The 20592-nt window shown below is 64.1% G+C and carries 22 protein-coding genes; 12 read left to right on the top strand and 10 right to left on the bottom strand.

Annotation, left to right across the window (positions count from 1 at the left end; all coding sequences use genetic code 11):
• Positions 1-22 precede the first annotated feature (22 nt).
• Positions 23-511, bottom strand: coding sequence for a DNA starvation/stationary phase protection protein Dps (gene dps / locus WHT83_RS23660; RefSeq protein ID WP_406872546.1), 489 nt, complete (start codon positions 509-511; stop codon positions 23-25).
• A 109-nt stretch (positions 512-620) separates the two neighbouring features.
• Positions 621-1136, bottom strand: a complete 516-nt coding sequence (locus WHT83_RS23655) for a winged helix-turn-helix transcriptional regulator (protein ID WP_406872545.1) — start codon at positions 1134-1136, stop codon at positions 621-623.
• Positions 1137-1249: 113 nt separating this feature from the next.
• On the opposite strand from WHT83_RS23655, the gene WHT83_RS23650 reads away from it, so the two are divergent.
• Together WHT83_RS23650 and WHT83_RS23645 are read left to right on the top strand one after the other, a co-directional pair.
• A complete protein-coding gene (locus WHT83_RS23650; protein ID WP_406872544.1) occupies positions 1250-1726 on the top strand; it encodes an SRPBCC family protein in 477 nt (158 codons plus the stop codon).
• 174 nt (positions 1727-1900) lie between these two features.
• Positions 1901-3097 (top strand): serine hydrolase domain-containing protein, encoded by a 1197-nt coding sequence (locus WHT83_RS23645; RefSeq protein ID WP_406872543.1) that lies wholly within the window; start codon positions 1901-1903, stop codon positions 3095-3097.
• A gap of 10 nt (positions 3098-3107) precedes the next feature.
• Here the strand turns inward: WHT83_RS23645 and WHT83_RS23640 are convergent, their stop codons facing one another.
• Positions 3108-4028, bottom strand: coding sequence for a LysR family transcriptional regulator (locus tag WHT83_RS23640; protein ID WP_108606995.1), 921 nt, complete (start codon positions 4026-4028; stop codon positions 3108-3110).
• A 148-nt stretch (positions 4029-4176) separates the two neighbouring features.
• On the opposite strand from WHT83_RS23640, the gene WHT83_RS23635 reads away from it, so the two are divergent.
• From WHT83_RS23635 to WHT83_RS23620, 4 genes are all read left to right on the top strand, one after another.
• Positions 4177-5397, top strand: coding sequence for a urate hydroxylase PuuD (locus WHT83_RS23635; protein ID WP_108606996.1), 1221 nt, complete (start codon positions 4177-4179; stop codon positions 5395-5397).
• 169 nt (positions 5398-5566) lie between these two features.
• Positions 5567-6886 (top strand): guanine deaminase, encoded by a 1320-nt coding sequence (guaD, locus tag WHT83_RS23630; protein WP_406872542.1) that lies wholly within the window; start codon positions 5567-5569, stop codon positions 6884-6886.
• Between the two features lie 57 nt (positions 6887-6943).
• Positions 6944-7450, top strand: coding sequence for a heme-degrading domain-containing protein (locus tag WHT83_RS23625; RefSeq protein ID WP_183264503.1), 507 nt, complete (start codon positions 6944-6946; stop codon positions 7448-7450).
• Positions 7451-7468: 18 nt separating this feature from the next.
• Complete coding sequence (locus WHT83_RS23620) at positions 7469-8734, top strand: glycerate kinase (RefSeq protein WP_406872541.1); 1266 nt, start codon at positions 7469-7471, stop codon at positions 8732-8734.
• 1 nt (position 8735) lies between these two features.
• Here WHT83_RS23620 and WHT83_RS23615 read toward each other — a convergent pair whose 3' ends face one another.
• Positions 8736-10196, bottom strand: coding sequence for a UdgX family uracil-DNA binding protein (locus tag WHT83_RS23615; protein ID WP_406872540.1), 1461 nt, complete (start codon positions 10194-10196; stop codon positions 8736-8738).
• Positions 10196-11431 (bottom strand): putative DNA modification/repair radical SAM protein, encoded by a 1236-nt coding sequence (locus tag WHT83_RS23610; protein WP_406872539.1) that lies wholly within the window; start codon positions 11429-11431, stop codon positions 10196-10198. The genes WHT83_RS23615 and WHT83_RS23610 overlap by 1 nt, the downstream gene beginning before the upstream one ends.
• A 196-nt stretch (positions 11432-11627) precedes the next feature.
• Between WHT83_RS23610 and WHT83_RS23605 the strand changes: the two genes are divergently transcribed.
• Positions 11628-11915 (top strand): type II toxin-antitoxin system RelE/ParE family toxin, encoded by a 288-nt coding sequence (locus tag WHT83_RS23605; RefSeq protein ID WP_406872538.1) that lies wholly within the window; start codon positions 11628-11630, stop codon positions 11913-11915.
• Between the two features lie 2 nt (positions 11916-11917).
• The gene (locus WHT83_RS23600; protein WP_406872537.1) at positions 11918-12211 is read left to right on the top strand and encodes an addiction module antidote protein; all 294 of its coding nucleotides are present in this window, start codon (positions 11918-11920) and stop codon (positions 12209-12211) included.
• A gap of 17 nt (positions 12212-12228) precedes the next feature.
• Here WHT83_RS23600 and WHT83_RS23595 read toward each other — a convergent pair whose 3' ends face one another.
• Both WHT83_RS23595 and WHT83_RS23590 read right to left on the bottom strand, forming a co-directional pair.
• Positions 12229-13617 (bottom strand): glutamine synthetase family protein, encoded by a 1389-nt coding sequence (locus tag WHT83_RS23595; protein ID WP_406872536.1) that lies wholly within the window; start codon positions 13615-13617, stop codon positions 12229-12231.
• 30 nt (positions 13618-13647) lie between these two features.
• Complete coding sequence (locus tag WHT83_RS23590; protein WP_406872535.1) at positions 13648-15033, bottom strand: aspartate aminotransferase family protein; 1386 nt, start codon at positions 15031-15033, stop codon at positions 13648-13650.
• Between the two features lie 245 nt (positions 15034-15278).
• On the opposite strand from WHT83_RS23590, the gene WHT83_RS23585 reads away from it, so the two are divergent.
• The gene (locus tag WHT83_RS23585) at positions 15279-15638 is read left to right on the top strand and encodes a hypothetical protein (protein ID WP_318763777.1); all 360 of its coding nucleotides are present in this window, start codon (positions 15279-15281) and stop codon (positions 15636-15638) included.
• A gap of 23 nt (positions 15639-15661) precedes the next feature.
• On the opposite strand, the gene WHT83_RS23580 is transcribed toward WHT83_RS23585, so the two are convergent.
• Complete coding sequence (locus WHT83_RS23580) at positions 15662-16093, bottom strand: MarR family winged helix-turn-helix transcriptional regulator (protein ID WP_108609743.1); 432 nt, start codon at positions 16091-16093, stop codon at positions 15662-15664.
• Between the two features lie 73 nt (positions 16094-16166).
• Between WHT83_RS23580 and WHT83_RS23575 the strand changes: the two genes are divergently transcribed.
• Complete coding sequence (locus WHT83_RS23575) at positions 16167-16619, top strand: hypothetical protein (RefSeq protein ID WP_108607003.1); 453 nt, start codon at positions 16167-16169, stop codon at positions 16617-16619.
• 60 nt (positions 16620-16679) lie between these two features.
• On the opposite strand, the gene WHT83_RS23570 is transcribed toward WHT83_RS23575, so the two are convergent.
• On the bottom strand, positions 16680-17654 hold the full coding sequence (locus WHT83_RS23570; RefSeq protein WP_406872534.1) for a WD40 repeat domain-containing protein: 975 nt from the start codon (positions 17652-17654) through the stop codon (positions 16680-16682).
• 164 nt (positions 17655-17818) lie between these two features.
• Positions 17819-18901, bottom strand: coding sequence for a GTP-binding protein (locus WHT83_RS23565; RefSeq protein ID WP_108607005.1), 1083 nt, complete (start codon positions 18899-18901; stop codon positions 17819-17821).
• 182 nt (positions 18902-19083) lie between these two features.
• On the opposite strand from WHT83_RS23565, the gene WHT83_RS23560 reads away from it, so the two are divergent.
• Positions 19084-19818 (top strand): intradiol ring-cleavage dioxygenase, encoded by a 735-nt coding sequence (locus WHT83_RS23560; RefSeq protein WP_406872533.1) that lies wholly within the window; start codon positions 19084-19086, stop codon positions 19816-19818.
• Between the two features lie 197 nt (positions 19819-20015).
• Positions 20016-20528: a MarR family winged helix-turn-helix transcriptional regulator gene (locus tag WHT83_RS23555; RefSeq protein ID WP_183264494.1), complete on the top strand. Its 513-nt coding sequence runs from the start codon at positions 20016-20018 to the stop codon at positions 20526-20528.
• Positions 20529-20592 lie beyond the last annotated feature (64 nt).

The raw sequence follows: 20592 nt of genomic DNA, 5'->3' as shown, positions 1-20592 counted from the left end.
GCCGCCGTCGGAACCGGCCAGGCTATTCGTTTTCCTGGATGTGGGCCTCAAGGAACCACAGCGACTTGTCGAGTGCCCTGGAATAGGCGGTGAAGATGTCGGCAGTGTCGGCGTCGCCCGCCTCTCCCGCCTCGTCGATGGCCGAGCGCACGGTTTTCGCTGCATCGGCATAGCGGTCGATCAGCGCGGCGATGTGGTCCTTGGTCTTCGAGATGTCGGTCGGGTAGGGCTTCAGCTTGCTGGCCTCGACCACCACCTGCGAGGTGCCGAGTGCCGCTCCGCCCAATTGGGCGACACGTTCGGCAATGGTGTCGACGTGTTCGTCCAGATACTTGCGGAAATCATCGAGCATCTCGTGGATGGCGATGAAGTGCGGGCCCTTGACGTTCCAGTGCGCCTGCTTGGTGATCAGCGCGAGGTCGATCGCGTCGGCCAGCCGTGCGTTCAGAAGCTCGATCGAAACCTTCTTGGCGTTGGACTTGAGGTCGTTGCGTGTCGGGTGGGAAATCATCGGCTGCTCCTTTATCCGCGGGTCGTGCCTGCCTTCCGGCCGGCCGGAAGGCATCCGCAGCCTACAACAGCCTCACGACAGTTCGGTTCCGGGCTGGACCAGTCGAAAGTCAGCCAGCGGCGGCGTTGCGGGCGACCACTTCGAGATAGGCCGCCTGCAGCTGTTCGCGCACCGGAAGCCGCTGCCTTGCCGTCTCGGACAGCGGTTCGCCGAGATGGGAGGCACGCAGCTCTTCCATGAAGCGCTGCCACATCTCGGGGCCGCCCGTTTCCAGCAGCTCGGCACGGATGCTGAGTTCCTCGCTGACCGGCAGCCACTTGCGGCCCCAGGCGCCGATATGGGCGAAAACCGGCAGCAGTTCGATCGCCATCTCTGTCAGGCTGTAGATCGCCTTCTGCTTGTGGCTGGGGTCGTCGGCCTTGGTGATCAGCCCGTCCTCGACAAGGCGCTTCAGCCGGTCCGCCAGGATATTGGAGGCAATGCCCTCCTCGGAGTTCGTCAGCAGCTCGCGAAAATGCCGACGGTTGCCGAACATCATGTCGCGCAGGACGATCAGGCTCCATTTGTCGCCGACCACCTCGAGGGTGAGGTTGATCGGGCAGCCCGACCGTTGATGCTGGTTCATGCAATGTCTCCAAAACTGGTTGCAACATATAATCAGTTGCGCTAGCCTACAACTGGTTAGTAAATGCAACTGGTTTCAATTCTGGTTGCGGCACCCACAAGAGGAGGAAAGAAATGTCCAGCACCTCAACATCGCACTCCACCTTCAGCAGCCATCGCGTCTACCCGGTGTCACCGGCGGAGCTGTTTTCGGCATTCTCGCAGGCCGACCGCAAGCGCCGCTGGTTCGTCGAGGGCGAAGGCTGGCAGGTCGACGAGTTCGTCGTCGACTTCAGGCCCGGCGGTTCCGAGCGCAGCAGTTTCCGTTTCGAGGGCGGAGCGTCGTTCTCCAACGACACGACCTATCTCGACATCGTTTCCGACCGGCGGATCGTCTTCGCGTATGTGATGGCGACAGAGGGGAAACCCTTCTCCGCGTCGCTGGCAACCATCGAGTTCGTACCGGAAGGCGAGGGCACTCGGCTCGTCTACTCGGAGCAGGCCGCCTATCTCGACAGTGACAACGCCGACGCCCAGACGGCCGATCGCAAGGCGGGCTGGGTCGAACTTCTTGAAGCGCTGGCCAGGCACCTGGACGAGACGGCGGGCTGACGGACTGTCGTCCACCCCAGGAGGGATGCAAGGATGGGCACGATATCGGGAATGGACCGCCGCACCGTCATGAAGGGCGCGGCGTTTGCGGCATTGCTTGCCCCGGCAGAAGGGGCGTCGGCACAACCAGCAGCGGGCGCTTCGAGCGCGGCTGCAAAGTCAGGGAGCACGACGATGAGCACAGGCAACTTTATTCCCGACCGGCTCGAGCGGATGCGCATGGTGATGGCTGGCCACATCGACCGTGGCGAACTGCCTGGGCTCGTCTGGGCCGTCAGCCGGGGTGGCGAAACCCATATCGAAGCCGTTGGCACGCTCGCGCTCAACGGCTCGGCGCCGATGCAGCGCGACAGCATCTTCCGTATCGCCTCGCTGACCAAGCCGGTCACTGCGGTTGCGGCGATGATCCTCGTCGAGGAGTCGCGGCTGCGCCTCGACGAACCGGTCGACAAATGGCTGCCCGAGCTTGCCGATCGCAAGGTTCTTAAAGCGATCGACGGCCCGCTCACCGAGACCGTTCCTGCCAGCCGGCCGATCACCTTGCGCGATCTGCTGACCCTGCGCTTCGGGCTGGGGGCGATCATGGTCTATCCGTTTCAATATCCGCTGCAGCACGCCATGCAGGAAGCCGGCATCGCGCCGAGTGCCGACCTGTTCCGCGGTACTCCCGACGACTACATGAAGCGCATCGGCTCGCTGCCGCTCGCCCATCAGCCCGGTGAAGGCTGGCTCTACCACACAGGCCTCGACGTCGCCGGCGTGCTGGTCGCCCGCGCGGCGGGACAGCCGCTGTCGGCCTTCATGCAGGAGCGCATCTTCGGCCCGCTCGGCATGAAGGATACCGGCTTCCATTGCCCAGTGGAGAAGGTCGACCGGCTCCCCACCGCCTATTCGAGGGACTTCCAGACCGGCAAGCTTGGCGTCTACGACGAAGCCGGGGGCGGTTTGTTTGCCACGCCGGCGACCTTCGAGGCAGGCGGCGGCGGACTGGTCTCGACAGCCGAGGACTACCTTGCCTTCCAGAAGATGTTGCTCGGCAAGGGCAGGCTCGGTGGCGAGCGCATCCTGTCGCGCGCCTCGGTCGAGCTGATGACGACGGACCAGCTTACCGACGACCAGAAGGCGAGCGGGCGGATGTTCTTCAACGGCAATTCGGGCTGGGGTCTCGGCATGTCGGTGGCGCTCAAGCGAGACAGCCTCTGGCAGGTGCCGGGACGTTTTGGCTGGGATGGCGGTTATGGCACCTCGGCCTATGCCGATCCTGAAAACGACCTTGCCGGCATCCTGCTTTCCCAGAGGCTGATGGATTCGCCGCAGGCGCCGGCGCATTACATCGACTTCTGGACTTCGGCCTACCAGGCCATGAGCTGACGCGACCGTCCTACTTGTGGGCGAGGATGTCCTTGATCAGCTTGTGGCAGCGGTCGGCCATGAAGTCGAGCAGCAGCCGGACCTTCGGGTCCTGCAGCTTCTTGTGCGGATAGACGGCGGCAAACTGGACAGGCGTCGGCGGTGTCTGTGGCAGGATGATCTTCAGCCGCTGGTCGCGGATGAAGGGCTCGACCTCGAAGCGCGGCTTGTTGATGATGCCGCGCCCGGCCAGGGCCCAGCCGGTCAGCACGTCGCCGTCATCGGAATCGAACGGGCCATGGACCTCGAACTTGGTCGGTCCTGCCGCGGTCTCCAGCATCCAGTAGAATTCGCGTGAGCCGGGATAACGCAGCATCAGGCAGTCGTGCTTCTTGCCGATCAGGTCGTTGGCGCTTTCGGGCTCGCCGCGCTTTTCGAGATATTTCGGGGCAGCGACCAGCACCCGCTCGCATTCCATGATGCCGCGCATGCGGAGGCTGGAATCCTCGATCACCCCAAGCCTGAAAGCGACGTCGATGCCTTCCTTGAGGATGTCGACATTGTGGTCCGACAAGCGCAGCCGGACCTCGATGTCGGGGTACTTGTCATGGAATTCGGGAATGCCAGAAGCGACAAGCCGACGGCCAAGGCCGAGCGGGGCAGTGACGCGGATGGTGCCGCGTGGCTGGCCGGAAAGTGCCGAGACCGCGGCTTCAGCCTCGGTAATCGCCTCTAGAACCTGTTTGGCGCCGGAATAGAAGACGTTGCCATGCTCGGTCGGCATCAACTGGCGCGTGGTGCGGTTGAAAAGCCTGACGCCGAGGTGCTTTTCCAGTTCCTTGATGCGGTTGGAGGCGACGGCAGGCGAAATGCGCATGTCGCGGCCCGCGGCAGAAAGATTGCCGAGTTCCACGACGCGAACGAAAACGGCGATGTTGTCGAGATAAGCCATGCGATGCCGTGGGTTCCATAGCCGGCTTATGCCGTGCCGCGATACGGTAGTATTTTCCAGATTTTTTTGAAAGTCATCGCGAATCCTTTCACTTCCCCCATGCATTTGGCATCGTAAGATTGCTGCTGCTGCGGAAAAGGGACGGCGGATGTACGACTTGGCATTTTTCATGGACTGGGCAAGCTTCGCCGTGCGGTGGCTGCATGTCGTCACCGCGATGGCCTGGATAGGCTCATCGTTCTATTTCATCGCCCTCGATCTCGGGCTGAGGAAGCATGACGGACTGCCGGTCGGCGCCCATGGCGAAGAATGGCAGGTCCATGGCGGCGGCTTCTACCACATCCAGAAATACCTGGTGGCGCCGGCGCAGATGCCGGAGCACCTGACCTGGTTCAAGTGGGAATCCTATGCCACCTGGCTGTCGGGCTTCGCGCTGCTCTGGATCGTCTACTATGGCGGTGCCGAGCTGTTCCTGATCGACCGCAATGTGCTCGACGTGTCGGCGCCGGTGGCTATCGCCATTTCGCTCGCCTCGATCGGCCTTGGCTGGGTGGTCTACGACCTCCTGTGCAAGTCGAAGCTCGGCGATCACGACACGCTGCTGATGATCGTGCTCTATGTCGTCGTGGTGTTCATGAGCTGGGGCTACACGCAGCTGTTCACCGGCCGCGCGGCCTTCCTGCATCTTGGCGCCTTCACGGCGACGATCATGTCGGCCAACGTCTTCATGACCATCATCCCGAACCAGAAGATCGTCGTCGCCGACCTCATCGCCGGCCGCAAGCCCGATCCGAAATACGGCAAGATCGCCAAGACGCGCTCGACGCACAACAACTACCTGACCCTGCCGGTCGTGTTCCTGATGCTGTCGAATCACTATCCGCTGGCGTTCGGCACCGAGTTCAACTGGGTCATCGCCTCGTTGATCTTCATCATCGGCGTGCTGATCCGCCACTACTTCAACACCATCCACAAGCGCGAGGGCAATCCGCACTGGACCTGGTTCGTCGCCGGCCTGCTGTTCATCGTCATCATGTGGCTGTCGACCGTGCCGAAGGTGCTGACCGGCGAGGACAAGAACGCTTCCGTCACCACCCAGCCCTATATCGCGGCGGCGCAGTTTCCGAAGGTGCGCGATACCGTGCTCGGCCGCTGCGCCATGTGCCATGCCCAGGAGCCGTCCTACGAGGGCGTCTATCATGCGCCCAAGGGCGTGGTGCTGGAGACCGACAATTCGATCGCCGAGCATGCCCGCGAGATCTACCTGCAGGCCGGCCGCAGCCACGCCATGCCGCCCGCAAACGTCACCCAGATCACGCCGGAAGAGCGGGCGTTGCTGGTTGCCTGGTACGAGCAGGCGCGGAAGTAGCGCCTGGTGCATGATCCCGAAAAACGGAACCCGGTTTTCGGGTAGGATCATGCTCCAGCAATAAGACCGCGATACGCAGATTGCAGGTACAGGGCGCGTCATCGCGCCCATTTCGACGCGCGGCGACAGCCGCGGTTTCGCCACGCCAGAAAGCTTGTAGAGTCCGATCATGACCACCACACTTCTTCGCGGCCGTACCTTGTCCTTCCTGCGCTGGCCCGACAGCGCCGACGACCATGCGTCCTATGCCTATGAGGAAGACGGTGGGGTGCTGATGCGCGACGGCAAGATCGCCGCTGTCGGCGCCTATGCCCAGGTCGCGGCCCAGGCCGGCGGCGACGTCAAGGTCATCGACCATCGGCCGCACCTGATCCTGCCCGGCTTCATCGACGCCCATGTCCACATCCCGCAGATGCAGATCATCGCCGCCTATGGCGCCGAGCTACTGGAATGGCTGAACAAATACACGTTCCCCGAGGAAACACGCTTTATCGATGCCCAGCACGGCCGCCGTATCGCGCGGCTGTTCCTTGACGAGATGGTGCGCCACGGCACGACGACGGTCGCTGCCTATTGCTCCGTGCACAAGCAGTCGGCCGAGGCGTTCTTCGCCGAATCGCACGACCGCAACATGCTCAACATCGCCGGCAAGGTGATGATGGACCGCAACGCGCCGGATGGCGTGCTCGACACGCCGCAGGCGAGCTATGACGACACCAAGGCGCTGATTGCCGAGTGGCACGGCAAGGGCCGCCAGCATTATGCCATCACGCCGCGCTTCGCCATCACGTCGACGCCCGAGCAGATGGAGATGGCCGGCCAGCTGGCGCGCGAGCATCCAGACCTGCACATCCAGACGCACCTATCGGAAAACCACGCCGAGATCGCCTTCACCCAGGAGCTCTATCCCTGGTCGCGCGACTACACCGACGTCTACGAACACTACGGCCTGCTCGGCAAACGCACGCTGCTCGGCCACTGCATCCATCTCGGCGAGCGCGAATCCGACTCGATTTCCGACCATGGCTCGATCGCGGTGTTCTGCCCCACCTCCAACCTGTTCCTCGGCTCGGGCCTGTTCGACTACCAGCGCTATCGCAAGCGCGACAAGCCGCTGCGCATCGCCACCGCAACCGACGTCGGCGGCGGTACCAACTATTCGATGCTGCGCACGATGGACGAGGCCTACAAGGTCATCGCGCTCAATGGCGAGAAGCTCAACCCGCTGGCCTCCTACTGGCAGCTGACGCGCGGCAATGCCGAATCGCTGTCGATTTCGGACAAGGTGGGTACCCTCGAAGTCGGCACCGACGCCGACATCGTGGTGCTCAATGCGCGCGCCACGCCGGGCATGCGGCTGAGGATGGAACGCACCGGCACACTGGCCGAAGAGCTGTTCCTGCTGCAAACGCTGGGCGACGACCGCGCCGTGGTGGAGGTTTATGTCGCGGGCAAAGCCGCCAAGACGACGATGGATCAAGCCGCCTGACCTTGCGTCCTCCGCCTGTGTCTGCCATGTGAGCCGTGTCTGATGGAGGAACGGACGATGGCAGCAGCCGAGGATCTGGACAAGATCGCCGAGCAGGAGGACCGACTGGTCTTCGAGCGCTTCGACGAGGCCGTGGCGTTCGACATCGGCGCGGCCATCCGGGCGCGCGGCCTGTCGGAAAACTTCCCCATCATCGTCGACATTCGCCTGTGGGACCGCGCACTGTTCTACTGCGCGCTGCCCGGCTCGACGGTCAACAATACCGAATGGGCGCGGCGCAAGATCAACGTCGTCAGGACCTTCCACCGCAGCAGCTATCGCATGGTGCTGCAAAAGTCGCGGACGGACCGTACCTTTCCCGTCGGCGATGCGCTGCCGATCGACGACTATGTGCTGGCCGGCGGCGGCTTTCCGATCCGCGTCAAAGGCGTTGGCGTCGTAGGCGCCATTGCCGTTTCGGGCCTGCCCGAGCGTCAGGATCATGAGGTGGTGGTCGCGGCACTCTGCGCCCACCTTGGCATTCCCGGCGACGAGCTTGCCTTGTCCCCCGTTTCGAGCAGCTGAGAGAGTTTGAGCGTACCGATGGCCATGACCGACCCGAAGCAGTTTCTCACCAGCATTTTCGAGGCCGCTGTCGCGGCCGCCGACGCGGAACTCACCATCCGCCGCCATCTGCCTGAAAAGCCCAAGGGCCGCACCATCGTCATCGGTGCCGGCAAAGGCTCGGCGCAGATGGCCGCCGCCTTCGAAAAGGCATGGGAAGGCCCGCTGGAAGGTGTCGTCGTCACGCGCTACGGATTTGCGGCACCCTGCAAGCGCATCAAGATCATCGAGGCTTCGCATCCGGTACCCGATGCCAACGGCCTTGAGGCCGCCAAGCTCCTGCTCGAGACGGTCTCGGGCCTGTCCGAGGACGACCTCGTCGTGGCCCTGGTCTCGGGTGGCGGTTCGGCGCTGCTGCCATCGCCGGCAGGCAGCCTGACGCTTGCCGACGAGATTGCCGTCAACGAGGCGCTGCTTGCCTCGGGCGCGCCGATCTCGGCGATGAACACCATCCGCAAGCACATCTCCGGCATCAAGGGCGGCAGGCTCGCCGCCGCAGCCTATCCGGCGCGCGTGGTCTCGCTGGTGGTGTCGGACATCCCAGGCGACAACCCGGCGCTGGTTGCATCGGGGCCGACGGTGCCCGACGAGGCCTCGCGCGCCGACGCGCTCAGGATGATCGAGACCTACAGGATCGCGCTGCCGGCCAACGTCATGGCCCACATCAACTCGGCAGCCGCCGACGCTCCCCAGCCCTCCGATCCGCGCTTTGCCCGCAACGAGGTGCATGTCATCGCCTCGGCCGCCGTGTCGCTCGACGCGGCCGCCGCAGCGGCCCGCAAGCTCGGGGTTGAAACGGTGATCCTGTCCGATGCGATCGAAGGCGAGGCGCGCGAAGTTGGTGGCGTGCATGCCGCGATCGCCCGCGAGGTCGCCGTGCGCAACCGTCCGTTCCGAAAGCCGGTGCTGATCCTGTCGGGCGGCGAGACCACGGTCACGCTGCGCGCAAAAGGCAAGGGCGGCCGCAACAGCGAATTCCTGCTCGCCTTCGCCATAGGCATTGACGGGCTTCAGGGCATCGACGCGCTGGCCGCCGATACCGACGGCATCGACGGCTCGGAAGACAATGCCGGTGCCTTCGCCGACGGCTCGACCGTGGCGCGGATGCACGGCGAAGGCGTCGATGCCAAGGCGATGCTCGCCGGCAACAACGCCTGGACGGCGTTCAACGCGGTGGGCGATCTTTTTGTCCCCGGGCCGACCGGCACGAACGTTAACGATCTCAGGGCGATCCTGGTCAGATAGATCAGGCAGCCATCATCGCGCGCACCGTCCTGATGTCCTCGGCAAAGCGGGCACGCTCCGCCGCGGCTTGTTCCGCTTCGCGGATGCGCAGAATGTAGGAAGGGTGGATCGTCAGGAATACGGCGAGGCCGTCGTCGCGGGTGATTGTCTGGCCGCGCTGCCTGGTGATCGCCACCGATGCCTCCAGCAGTGAGTGGGCCGCGGTGGCGCCGAGCGCCACCACCAGCCGAGGTTTCAGCAGCTTGAGTTCCTGCGCCAGCCACCAGCGACAGGCCTGCACCTCGCCGGCATTCGGCCTGCTGTGGATGCGGCGCTTGCCGCGCGGTTCGAACTTGAAGTGCTTGACGGCATTGGTAACGTAAACCGCCGTGCGGTCGATGCCGGTTTCCTGAAGTACCGCGTCGAAGATCTTGCCGGCGGGGCCGACGAAGGGCCGGCCTTGAAGATCCTCCTGGTCGCCGGGCTGCTCGCCGACAAACACCAGTTCGGCATCGTCGGGGCCTTCGCCGAATACCGTCTGGGTCGCTTCGCTCCACAGCGGGCAGCGCCGGCACTGGCTCGCCTGCTGGCGCAGGGCATCGATGGATTGAGCCTCAGTCTCCGTCGGTACTTCCGCAGCCGGCCAATGCCTGGCCTGTATCGCCTGGTGATGCGGAGCTGGCATCGTCGGCATCCTCGCGATCATCTCCCTGGCGGCCCGGTCGGCGCCGGCCACCAAACCGGGAATGAGCGAGGCCTCGGGAAGGTTCCGCCAGTATTTCTTCGGCATCTCCGATTGCATCGCCTTCACCTTGAGGCGGGCGGGATTGAAGATGCTGGCGAAATAGGTCCGCCACATATCTTCCGATTGGTCTGCGGTGGGGGCATCGTCCTTTGATGCGCCGGGTCCAAGCGCTAACCTTTCGCGATTCCATTCTGCCGAAGCATGCGGCGTGAGGATTGCCCAGTGCATGCCGGTGAAGCGGCGCACGAAGAACGAGGAGGCACGTTCGAGGATGAAGTGGTCGGGCTCGAACCAGGCTACGAAGCGCTCACTATTGCCGTCGCCGATCTTCCGGAAGCGGACGAAGGCATGCATCTTGTGCTCGTCGCGCCGAACCGATTTCTCCATCGCCTCGAAGCGGCGCACGTCGGGGTCCGCGGCGATCCGGAGCAAATGCGGTTCCTGGCGCTGCCGCCACAGCAGGCGATAGAGCAGGGCGAAGCGCTCACTGTGGCTGTGGCAGGCGACGGCTGCCGCGCGGTCGATGAAGTCCTTGGCAACCCGCAGTTCCACGCCCACGGGCGCTGGTGGTAAGCCCGTGCCGGTACCTCCCGCGCCTTCGATATGCCATTCGATATCCTCGGGCTTCACCTCGTTGAGGGCCAGCCGGCGCGCCGCATCGCGCCAGCCGTCGAAATCTGCCGGGCTGGCGAGGCGCACGCTGTGGGCGGCAAGCGCGAATGCGGGCTGGATGGCCATCAGAACAGCGCCAGTTGCCGAGGTTGCGGCGCCACCGTCTCGCGCAGGCGCGCGGCATCGGTCGATGCACCGGGCGACCAGCCTTCGGCGACGATGAACGGACGGACCTTGGCGATGGACTGGCAAAGCCTGCCGATGTCCTCGAGGCGCAGTCGCTGGAAGCGGCGTGTCTCTAGGATGCGCTTGACCACCCGCGTGCCGAGCCCGGGAATGCGCAGCAGCGTCTCCCTTTCGGCTCGGTTGACGTCGACCGGAAACAAAGCGCGGTTACGAAGGGCCCAGGCGAGCTTGGGGTCGATTTCCAGGTCGAGCATGCCGTCCGTCGTGCCGTCGAGAATCTCGCCTTGGTCGAAGCCGTAAAAGCGCATCAGCCAGTCGGCCTGGTAGAGCCGGTGTTCGCGCATCAGCGGCGGCCTTTTCAGCGGCAGCGCCGACGAGGCATCGGGGATCGGGCTGAAGGCCGAGTAATAGACGCGGCGCAGCTGATAGCTGCCATAGAGCCGGGCGCTGGTCATGAGGATGCCGGCGTCGGGCGTGGCGTCAGCGCCGATGATCATCTGGGTCGACTGGCCACCGGGTGCGAACCGTTCGCGCTTCTTGGTTCTCACCGTCGGTTCCGCCTTTTCCTCGATCTTCGAGCGCAACCTGGCCATCGAGACACGAATCGTCTCGGGCCGCTTCTCCGGCGCCAGTCGTTTCACGCCCTCGTCGGTCGGCAGCTCGACATTGATCGACAGGCGATCGGCATAGAGGCCGGCCTTCTCGACCAGCTCGGCAGAGGCTTCCGGGATCGTCTTGAGATGGATGTAGCCGCCGAACTTCTCGTCGAGCCTAAGCCGCCGTGCCACCTCCACCATCTCGCCCATGGTCTCGTCGGGCGAGCGGATGACGCCGGAGGACAGGAACAGCCCCTCAATATAGTTGCGCTTGTAGAAGTCCATGGTCAGCCGCACCACCTCGTCGACCGTGAAGCGGGCGCGGCGGACATTGGAGGACGAGCGGTTGATGCAATAGCTGCAGTCGTAGATGCAGAAATTGGTCAGCAGGATCTTGAGCAGCGAGATGCAGCGGCCGTCGGGCGCATAGGAGTGGCAGATGCCCATGCCTTCGGTCGAGCCGATGCCGCGCGACGCCAGCGAGTCGCGCCCGCCGGCGCCCGACGAGGCGCAGGAGGCGTCGTATTTCGCTGCGTCGGAGAGGATCGCGAGTTTCTCGTGGGTGGAAAGAATGGGCATTTGTTCATGGTATGTTCTTTCGACCGATAAGGCCAGAGTCTTTGCTGCAGGGCAGCGAAATGTGATTGGAACATAAGATCAGCAAAGCTCGATCTTGGCGTGGCAAAACTGTCTAGCGGCTTGAAAGCGATCAACGCTGTGAACGATAGTTTACATCAGCATTGACTCCCAGGCGACTGTGAATTATAGTTCACGCATGTTCGAGGTCCGTCAGACCGACACATTCCGAGACTGGATTGATGGGCTTCGGGACTTGGCGGCCCGGCGCAAGGTCGCCCAACGCGTGGTTCGGCTCGAGGCCGGTCTGTTTGGCGATGTCAAATTCTTCGATGGCATCGGCGAATTGCGCGTGGACTTCGGTCCCGGCTATCGGGTCTATTTCGTGCAGTGCGGAAGGATACTGATCATTCTGCTATGTGGCGGCGACAAATCCAGCCAGGCGCGCGACATCAAGCGCGCTTTGGAACTGGCCAAGGAGGTTTGAGTATGGCCCTTAAGACCACTCCATTCGACGCGGCATCCTATCTCGACACGCCTGAATCGCAGGCTGAGTTGCTTTCCGATGCTTTTGAGACTGGTGACGCGGCTTACATTGCGCACGCACTTGGTGTGGTGGCCCGTGCTCGTGGCATGAGCCAAGTTGCAAAGGATGCCGGAGTAACGCGTGAAGGCCTTTACAAAGCCCTCAGCGCCGACGGTGACCCGCGACTGACGACGCTGCTCGGCGTCGTCAGGAGTCTCGGTCTGACCGTGACGATACAGCCGGCGCCAAAGTCCTAGCCGGCTGCTATCCGCCCTCAAACCTCGTGCAAATAGAGGTGGTAGTCCAACTCGCTCACCGTGCGGGCAACGCGCAGGTACTCGGCTTCCTTGATTGCCGTGAAGGTGCGGTGCAGGTCGTGGCCGAGCGCTTCGCGCAGGAACTCCGAGCGCTTCGCCGCCTCGATCGCGGTGCGCCAGTCCGGCGGCATCACGCTTTCGCTGCCTTCGGCCTGCTCATAGCCATTGCCTGACGTCTCGGGGCCGGGGTCGAGCTGTTCTTCCAAGCCCTTGGAGATGCCGGCGAGGATGGTTGCTGCGACCAGATACGGATTGGCGTCGACACCTGAGGGGCGGTGTTCGATGCGGCGGTTCCTGGCGTCGCCCGCAGGCACGCGCAGCGCCACCGAGCGGTTGTTGACGCCCCAGGTCGGCGCCACCGGCGCGTAGGACTGCGACACGAAGCGGCGCCAGGAGTTGGCGTGCGGGGCAAACACCAGCATCGACTCCGCCATGGTGTCGGCGAGGCCGCCGAGCGCGTGCAGCAGCTTCGGCTGCCATTCGCCTTCCTTGGCTTCGGTGAATACGTTGGTGCCGTTGCTGTCGAGCAGCGAGGCGTGGAAATGCATGCCAGAGCCGGCATATTTCTCGATCGGCTTGGCCATGAAGCATGCGGTCACGCCGTGGCGGCGCGCCTGCATGCGGACGATGCGCTTCAGCATGATCAGGTCGTCGGCGGCCTGCATCACGTCCTTGCGGTAGCGCAAGGTGAGTTCGTACTGGCCCGGCGCGTATTCCGAAATGACGGTTTCCGCCGGAATGCCCTGCAGCTTGGCCGCGGCATAGATGTCGGAGAACAGCGGCTCCATGCCGTGCAGATGGTCGACCGAATAGACCTCGGTCTTGCCCGAGGCGCGGCCATCGAGCACGGCGCGTGCTGGCTGGACCTTGCCGTCCCCGTCGCGTTCGTTGGACAGCAGGAAGAACTCGAGCTCGAAGGCACCGGCCGGATGCAAGCCCTGTGCCGCGAACTTGTCGACCTGGCGCTGCAGCGCGAGCCTGGGGTCCGAGGTCATCGGCGCGCCGTCGAGATGGTACATCGACATCAAAAGCTGGCCGCGTGCAGGGCTCGTGCCATGCATCGGCTTCAGCGTGCCCGGGATTGGCCACGCCCTGAGGTCGCCGTCGCCGGAATCCCAGATCAGCCCGGTTTCGTGCACGTCCTCGCCGGTGATGTCGAGGCCAAGGATCGAGATCGGCAGGTGCCGCCCGCCCTCGTAGAGCCCCATCAACTCGTGGCGGCGGATGATCTTGCCGCGGCCGACGCCATTGGCGTCGGTCAGCACGATGTCGAAGGCTTCGATGTCGGGATTGGCGTCGAGGAAGGCCCTGGCCTCGTCGATGCTCGAGCCGGAAGGAGATGTCATGATCTTACTCAATTGTCCTGATGCCTTGTCTCATGCGGCAAGCGTGGCGGCAATATCGCCGAAAGCCGCAACCAGCCTGTCGACCTGACGTGCCGTGGTGACCGGCGAGACCAGCATCATGTTGTGGAACGGCGCGATCAGCACGCCGCGATTGACCAACGCCACATGCATGGCGGCTTCGAGCCGCGAGGCGTGCGCATGCTCGGCCTCACCGCCATTGCGCAGCGGGCCGGGAGCGCAGATGAACTCGACACGGGCGCCGACGCGCATCACGTGCCAAGGCAGCTTGTGTTTTCGGATGGCCTTGTCGAGGCCGGTGGCCAGCCGTTCGGCCAGCGTCTCCATGTGGGCGTAGTTGGCCTCGGTCATGACCTCTTCGAGCGTGGCGCGCATCGCCGCGAACTGCAGGGGATTGGCCGACAGCGTCGTGCCCATGCCGGAATAGCCCGGCTGCTTGGTGCTGTTGTAGGCAGCGTAGCGGGCCGCGACCTGCTCGCTCATGCCCCAGACGCTCGCCGGCACGCCGCCGGCGAGGGGCTTGCCGAGCACGAACAGGTCGGGGTCGAGGTTGTGTTTCCTGGTGTAGCCGCCCGGGCCGGTCGAGATGGTGTGGGTCTCGTCGATGAGCAGCAGCGTGCCGGCCTTGCGGGTGAGCGCGCGCACGCCTTCGAGGAAGCCGGGTTCGGGCAGCACCATACAGGAGTTGGTCAGCACCGGCTCTGATATGACGCAGGCGACGTCGCCATGGCTCAGCGCCTTCTCCAGGGCCGGCAGGTCGTTGAACTCGACGATACGGGTGCGGGCGGTGAGGTCGCGGAATTCGCCCGCGAGGCCGGGGCGGTTGATCGGCTTGCCGCTGTCCAGCCGCACCATCGTCTCGTCGACGGCGCCATGGTAGCAGCCGTTGAACACCAGGATCTTGTCGCGGCCGGTGACGGCGCGGGCGACGCGCAGGGCGAAGCGGTTGGCGTCGGTGGCTGTGGTGGCGATCTGCCAGTGCGGCAGACCGAAGCGCTCGGCGAGCAGCAGGCCGAGCGTCAGCGAATCCTCCGACGGCAGCATGTAGGTCAGGCCGCGGCTCGCCTGGCGGCGGATGGCGCGGGCGACCGGGGCAGGGGAGTGGCCGAACATCGAGCCGGTGTCGCCAAGGCAGAAATCTGCCAGCCTGTTGCCGTCTGCGTCGGTGATGGTAGCACCGCTCGCCTTGTCGACGAGAATCGGGAAGGGCGTCGGCCAGTCCTTCATCCAGTGCATCGGAACGCCGCCGAAGAAGCCCGCCACGCCGTTGCCGAGGGAGGCTTGCGATTTCGGCCGCGCCCTGATGAAGATTTCGGCCTCGGCGGCAGCAAGCTCCGATATGCGAGAAAGTGCTACGCCGCCTTCGGTGGCATCAGGTCGTTCGATGCGGTTCATCATGGCTCCCATTGGAAAGACGGGCGCCACTCTAGCCAGAGCCGACGCGAAACGGCAATTGGCCGTGCGCACGGCGTCGATTGGCGCAGTCCCGCGGCCCTTGACCATCCCGGCGCATCGGCGATCATGACACTGTGCTTTGGGGGTGGATGCTGATGCGTGTTATGATGACGCTTATGTCGATCCTGCTTGCAGCGGGCCCGGCCGTTGCCTCTGGCGGGCTTTCATGCGGTGCCAAGGATGAGGCAGTGAAACTGACCATCGAGAGTGGCGTCACTCGCGGCATGGGCAGTCCGGTCTTCGATTTTCGCGGCCAGATCGAAATCGCCAACAAGGCGGTCGAGGCGGACCTGCGCAAGATCACCTTCGAGCGCGAGCACCTCGCGCAATACTGGCTCGACGGCGAAGAGCTGCGCATGGTGGTCTACCGCGAGCGCGTCGGCGACAAGCCGCACGGCTATGTCGAGGTGACGATCAGGACAAGGTCGGGCGACGAGGGCGACTATATCGGCCAGTATTCTGTCACCGTCTTCGACATGACGGGCGCTGCCGGCGGCGACGGCAAGACCTATAACTTCACCGGCCGCGCGACCTGCCTGGTCGAATAGGCCAGCGAAACGCCTCTCCCGAATCAACCCTTGTGCATGGCGGCGATGGCACGCCGCATCAGCGCCAGGAATGCCTGGCGTTCGCCTTCGGAGAAATCGGCGAGCGCTGTCTCGTTCTGCGCGCGGGCGGCCTGGGTTGCGGGATCACGCAGCGCTTTCGCCGTCGGCGTCAGGTGGATGGCCTGCGAGCGTCCATCGTCGGGGTTGGCGCGCCGCTCGATCAGCCCGTCGCGCTCCATCCTGGTCAACGTGTTGGCCATGGTGGCCTGTTCGACGTCGAGGCGCCGCACCAGTTCGCTCTGAGAAATCCCGTCCTCGTCCCACAACGCCAGCAGCGTCATGAACTGCGCCGGCGCCAGCCCGAGGGGGCGGATACGCTCGTGCAGGCCCTTGGCGAACAGGCGCGCCATCTGGTTTGCGAGATAGCCGGCCGAGCGTTCTTTCTGGAAAGCCATGGTTGAGAGATAGCTGTTGAATAGCATGCTATGCAATGATATATAGCTTGCTATCCAAATCGGAGGCTCGACGATGAAAGCGAAGCTCCATGCGGCGGCCGGTGCGGTCGCCTTGCTCACGATCACCTGCTTCTGGATTGCCACGGCCGCGGCCGAACTCACCGGCAGCGCCGAAACCATAGCCGCGGTCAAGGCGGCCATACTTGCCGGCATGGTGGTGTTGATCCCGGCCATGATGGTGGCCGGCGCCTCGGGCTTCTCGCTCGGCAGGGGCTGGAAGAGCCCGGTGGTGCAGCAGAAGAAGCGCCGGATGCGCATCGTCGCCGCCAACGGCCTTCTGGTACTCCTGCCGTCGGCCTATGTGCTCGCCGGCTGGGCCGAAACTGGCCGATTCGATGCGGCCTTCTTCGCCGTCCAGGCGCTCGAACTGGCGGCCGGCGCCGCCAACATAACGCTCCTGTCGCTCAACATGCGCGACGGCCTGGCGCTGCGCCGCAAGCCGGCCAGGGCGGTACGCGCAGGCTGAATTTAGAGCGTTTGACGCAATCCGGACGGAAAACCGGTTCACACTCTTCCTGGAATTGCTCTAGCCCGCGATGTCGATGACGCCGCAGTCGCCGGCGGCACTGCCGAAGGCGAGGCGGCGTTCGTCCTTGTCCCAGGTCATTGCCGTGATCGCGCCCTTGCCGGGGCGGCGCAACAGCACTTCCTTGGCATCGGCGAAACGCACAGCCATCACCATGCCGTCGTCGTAGCCGATGGCGACGATGTCCTCGCTCGGATGGCAGCAAACCGTCGTCACCATGGTGTTGCCGCGCGTGCCTAGCTCCAGCGGCGCCTTGCCCATCGGGCCATCCTTGCCGGTGAACGGCCAGACGATGGCCGCGGGCGCGCCGGAACTCGCCAGCCACTTGCCCTTGGCGCTCCACGACAGGCTTTTCACCTTGGCGGGATAGCCGGTCATGCGCATGTGCTTGGCGTCGACCAGCTTCCAGCCATGCAGGGCGTTTTCCTGCATCGTGGTGACTAGGAAGGCGCCATCGGGCGAAAAGGTGATGCCGGTATGCGCGCCGTCCCATTGCAACTCGGTCGGGGTGCCGTCGGCGGCGGGGAAATGCAGCGTCGCGCCATTGTAGCGGGCGACGCCGATGCGCATGCCCTTAGGTGAAAACGCGATGCCTTCGACCGAGCGCGGATGGGTGAATTCCTTGGTCTTGCCGTCGGCGAAGCGCACCCAGGCATTGCGGCCGCTGGCATAAGCGACGGCGCCCTGCGGTCCCGAGGCGACAGAGGTCACCCATTTCTTGCCGGCGCTGGCGAGTTCTTCAGCGGTGCCTGACGAGCTTAGCGACATCACCTTGCCGTCCTCGCCGCCAGTGATCAGCATATCGTTGCCGGCGTTGGTCGTCGCCGACAGCAGGCCGTCATGCAGCCTGATCGACTTCTGGCCGTGGTCGAGCCAGTGCACCATGCCGTCGGCGAGCGCGAAAAACGGAATGTTGTCGAGGAAGGCGGCTGCGATGCAATGGCCATCGAGATCAAGCGGCGCGACTGTGGGCATAGAGACTATTCCATTCGAGATTTATGCTGCCCCTCACCCTTACCCTCTCCCCGTAAACGGGGCGAGGGGGCGTCGGCGTTGCCGCTTGGTCCTTCTCCCCGCTTACGGGGAGAAGGTAACGTCAGGCGGATGAGGGGCAGGGTATTCCGTGGACACGTTGGCGCTTAAGCCGCCTGGCAGGCCTCGAAGCTGCGCTTGAGGCGCTCGGCGTCGAGCTCGCGGCCGATGAACACCAGCCGGCTCTCGTGCTTCTCGTCGTCCTTCCAGGCGCGCTGGTGGTCGCCCTCGATGATCATGTGCACGCCCTGGATGACATAGCGGTCCGGGTCGTCCTTGATGGCGATGATGCCCTTGAGGCGCAGGATGTTGGGACCTTCCATCTGGGTGATCTTCTCGATCCAGGGGAAGAACTTCTTGGAATCCATCTCGCCACCGCGCAGCGACACCGACTGCACCGTCACGTCATGGATCGGCGACACCGCGCCATGGTCGTGGTGGTCGTGATCATGGTGATGATGGTCATGATCGTGGTGGTGATGGTCGTGTCCGCAATCCGGGCCGCACTCATGATCGTGGTCGTGGTCATGATCGTGGGCGTCGAGGAAATGCGGGTCGTCCGCCAGCACGCGCTTGAGGTCGAAGGCGCCGCGGTCGAGCACCTGGTCGAGGGCCACGCCGGCGCGGGTGGTGCGATGGATCCTGGCCGAAGGATTGATGGCGCGGATGGCGGCTTCGACCTGGCGCAGTTCATCCTCGTTCACAAGATCGGTCTTGTTGAGCACGACGACGTCGGCGAAAGCGATCTGGTCCTCGGCCTCGCGAGAATCCTTGAGGCGGAGCGGCAGGTGCTTGGCGTCGACCAGGGCGACGACGGCGTCGAGCTTGGTCTTGGAACGAACGTCCTCGTCCATGAAGAAGGTCTGGGCGACGGGGACCGGGTCGGCAAGGCCGGTGGTCTCGACGACGATGGCGTCGAAGCGCCCGGGGCGGCGCATCAGGCCTTCGACGACGCGGATCAGGTCGCCGCGCACGGTGCAGCAGACGCAGCCATTGTTCATCTCGTAGATTTCCTCGTCGGATTCCACGATCAGGTCGTTGTCGATGCCGATCTCGCCGAATTCGTTGACGATGACCGCATAACGTTTGCCGTGGTTTTCCGACAGGATGCGGTTGAGCAGGGTCGTCTTGCCCGAGCCGAGATAGCCGGTCAGTACGGTGACGGGGATTTGGGTCTGAGCTTCGGTCATGGTCGTCCTCGGGATCGAATAGAGGCTCCATATAGGATGCCGGAGACGCTTTTGCACGTCTCAAACGGCATCAAGGCGGCGCGTTGCGCACATTACGGAAGTTTCATTGGGACGGTGGCCGGGACGTGCCTAGATTGACGGTTGGGCAAGGGCTTGCCGCCCCATTTTCGGAGACAGCATCGATGCCGAAAGCATCTTTTCCCAGCAGACTGAGCCGCCGCCGGGCGCTTGGCCTCATCGCAGTGACCGCGAGCGGCAGCGCGCTGATGCCGGTCCAGCTGTTTGCGCAGCAGGCTTTCCCGGCATCCGGAGCCTCGTTACTGATGCCCGAGGCCGGTGTCTGCTCGATCACGCCGGAAACGACCGAAGGTCCCTATTATTTCGATCCGGCGCTGGAGCGCGCCGAGATCACCGAAGGCAGGCAGGGCGTTGCGCTCACCGTGCGCCTGCAGGTCGTCGACGAGGCCTGCATGCCGATCGAGGGCGCCCGCGTCGACCTCTGGCATTGCGATGCGACCGGCCACTACTCCGGCTATCCCCGCCAGGGCGACGGCCGCGACGTCGACACCACGGGCGAAAAATTCCTGCGCGGCTGGCAGCGTACCGGCAGGGACGGCATCGTCACCTTCAAGACCATCTATCCCGGCTGGTATCGCGGCCGCACCACGCATATCCATTTCAAGGCGTTTCCGAGCGAAGGCAGGGCGATGACCGGCCAGATGTTCTTTCCCGACGATCTCAGCGAGCACATTTTCACCGCCGTCGCGCCCTACAACCAGCGCAGCGGGGAGCGCGATACGATGAATGCCGACGACGGCATCCTGCGTCGCGCCGGCCAGGGCGTGCAAAGTGCGGTGCGCGAGGCTGCTGCCGCCTACGAGGCGCTGATGATCATCGCGGTGAAAAGAGCAGCGTAGGCTGCGTTGCCCGGAAATTTGCCGGCGAACGGTATCTGTCATCGAACTGTAACATCCGTCTGGCAATAGCGCTCATGCGGAAGGTCGGTTGCCGGCAAAGTGAGACGGCAACAATCTCCCGCACTGTCGATTGCCAAGGGCTACGCAGCAACTATTCTCGGCCAGTACGGCACGGGGGCGTGGCGCAGGAGAGGCGGATGTCCAAGTCCAACAAAGGCGCGGCGATGAGCCGGCTTCACCAAGTGGCCAGGCTGGCGCGCACCTCGCTTGCCGCACGGCTCCTTGCCCACGGATTCTATGCCGGCCAGGACCAGATCATGCTGTCGCTGCACGACGACGATGGCCAGACCCCCGGCCAGCTCGCCTCGCGGCTGGGCGTGCGTCCGCCGACGATCACCAAGACCATCAACCGGCTGCAGGCGCAGGGTTTTCTTGAAAAGCGCGCTTCGGACACCGACGCCCGCCAGGCCCACATTTTCCTCACAGAAACCGGCCAAGATGCCATCCGCGCCATCGAAAAGTCGGTCAAGAAGACCGAAAAGCAGGCGCTCAAGGGCTTCGACAAGAAGGATCTGAAGCAGTTGTCCAAGCTTCTCCTGCGCATCGAGGCCAATCTGTCGGACCTGACGATCATCGACGAAGAGGCGGCTGCCGATGTCGAGGGTACGGCCGAGGTGGAGCCAGAAGCGGAAGCCGAAGCGGCGGAATAGGCGCTTCGTCGCCTGCAGACACGAGTTTTGCCTTGCCGGGCGGCGCCTATTGGCGCAATAGCGA

The organism is Aminobacter sp. P9b (assembly GCF_045345995.1).
GTDB lineage: Bacteria > Pseudomonadota > Alphaproteobacteria > Rhizobiales > Rhizobiaceae > Aminobacter > Aminobacter niigataensis.
Note: the sequence above shows the minus strand (reverse complement) of the source record. Positions and strands in the feature narration are given on the sequence as shown.

Excerpts from the sequence above, each read along its gene's own strand:
- dps (WP_406872546.1), bottom strand. The coding sequence starts at position 511 with ATGATTTCCCACCCGACACGCAACGACCTCAAGTCCAACGCCAAGAAG.
- guaD (WP_406872542.1), top strand. The coding sequence starts at position 5,567 with ATGACCACCACACTTCTTCGCGGCCGTACCTTGTCCTTCCTGCGCTGG.
- WHT83_RS23600 (WP_406872537.1), top strand. The coding sequence starts at position 11,918 with ATGGCCCTTAAGACCACTCCATTCGACGCGGCATCCTATCTCGACACG.
- WHT83_RS23590 (WP_406872535.1), bottom strand. The coding sequence starts at position 15,033 with ATGATGAACCGCATCGAACGACCTGATGCCACCGAAGGCGGCGTAGCA.
- WHT83_RS23615 (WP_406872540.1), bottom strand. The coding sequence starts at position 10,196 with ATGGCCATCCAGCCCGCATTCGCGCTTGCCGCCCACAGCGTGCGCCTC.
- WHT83_RS23645 (WP_406872543.1), top strand. The coding sequence starts at position 1,901 with ATGAGCACAGGCAACTTTATTCCCGACCGGCTCGAGCGGATGCGCATG.
- WHT83_RS23565 (WP_108607005.1), bottom strand. The coding sequence starts at position 18,901 with ATGACCGAAGCTCAGACCCAAATCCCCGTCACCGTACTGACCGGCTAT.
- WHT83_RS23605 (WP_406872538.1), top strand. The coding sequence starts at position 11,628 with ATGTTCGAGGTCCGTCAGACCGACACATTCCGAGACTGGATTGATGGG.
- WHT83_RS23650 (WP_406872544.1), top strand. The coding sequence starts at position 1,250 with ATGTCCAGCACCTCAACATCGCACTCCACCTTCAGCAGCCATCGCGTC.
- WHT83_RS23580 (WP_108609743.1), bottom strand. The coding sequence starts at position 16,093 with ATGGCTTTCCAGAAAGAACGCTCGGCCGGCTATCTCGCAAACCAGATG.
- WHT83_RS23555 (WP_183264494.1), top strand. The coding sequence starts at position 20,016 with ATGTCCAAGTCCAACAAAGGCGCGGCGATGAGCCGGCTTCACCAAGTG.
- WHT83_RS23640 (WP_108606995.1), bottom strand. The coding sequence starts at position 4,028 with ATGGCTTATCTCGACAACATCGCCGTTTTCGTTCGCGTCGTGGAACTC.
- WHT83_RS23635 (WP_108606996.1), top strand. The coding sequence starts at position 4,177 with ATGTACGACTTGGCATTTTTCATGGACTGGGCAAGCTTCGCCGTGCGG.
- WHT83_RS23560 (WP_406872533.1), top strand. The coding sequence starts at position 19,084 with ATGCCGAAAGCATCTTTTCCCAGCAGACTGAGCCGCCGCCGGGCGCTT.
- WHT83_RS23610 (WP_406872539.1), bottom strand. The coding sequence starts at position 11,431 with ATGCCCATTCTTTCCACCCACGAGAAACTCGCGATCCTCTCCGACGCA.
- WHT83_RS23575 (WP_108607003.1), top strand. The coding sequence starts at position 16,167 with ATGAAAGCGAAGCTCCATGCGGCGGCCGGTGCGGTCGCCTTGCTCACG.
- WHT83_RS23655 (WP_406872545.1), bottom strand. The coding sequence starts at position 1,136 with ATGAACCAGCATCAACGGTCGGGCTGCCCGATCAACCTCACCCTCGAG.
- WHT83_RS23595 (WP_406872536.1), bottom strand. The coding sequence starts at position 13,617 with ATGACATCTCCTTCCGGCTCGAGCATCGACGAGGCCAGGGCCTTCCTC.
- WHT83_RS23570 (WP_406872534.1), bottom strand. The coding sequence starts at position 17,654 with ATGCCCACAGTCGCGCCGCTTGATCTCGATGGCCATTGCATCGCAGCC.
- WHT83_RS23620 (WP_406872541.1), top strand. The coding sequence starts at position 7,469 with ATGGCCATGACCGACCCGAAGCAGTTTCTCACCAGCATTTTCGAGGCC.
- WHT83_RS23625 (WP_183264503.1), top strand. The coding sequence starts at position 6,944 with ATGGCAGCAGCCGAGGATCTGGACAAGATCGCCGAGCAGGAGGACCGA.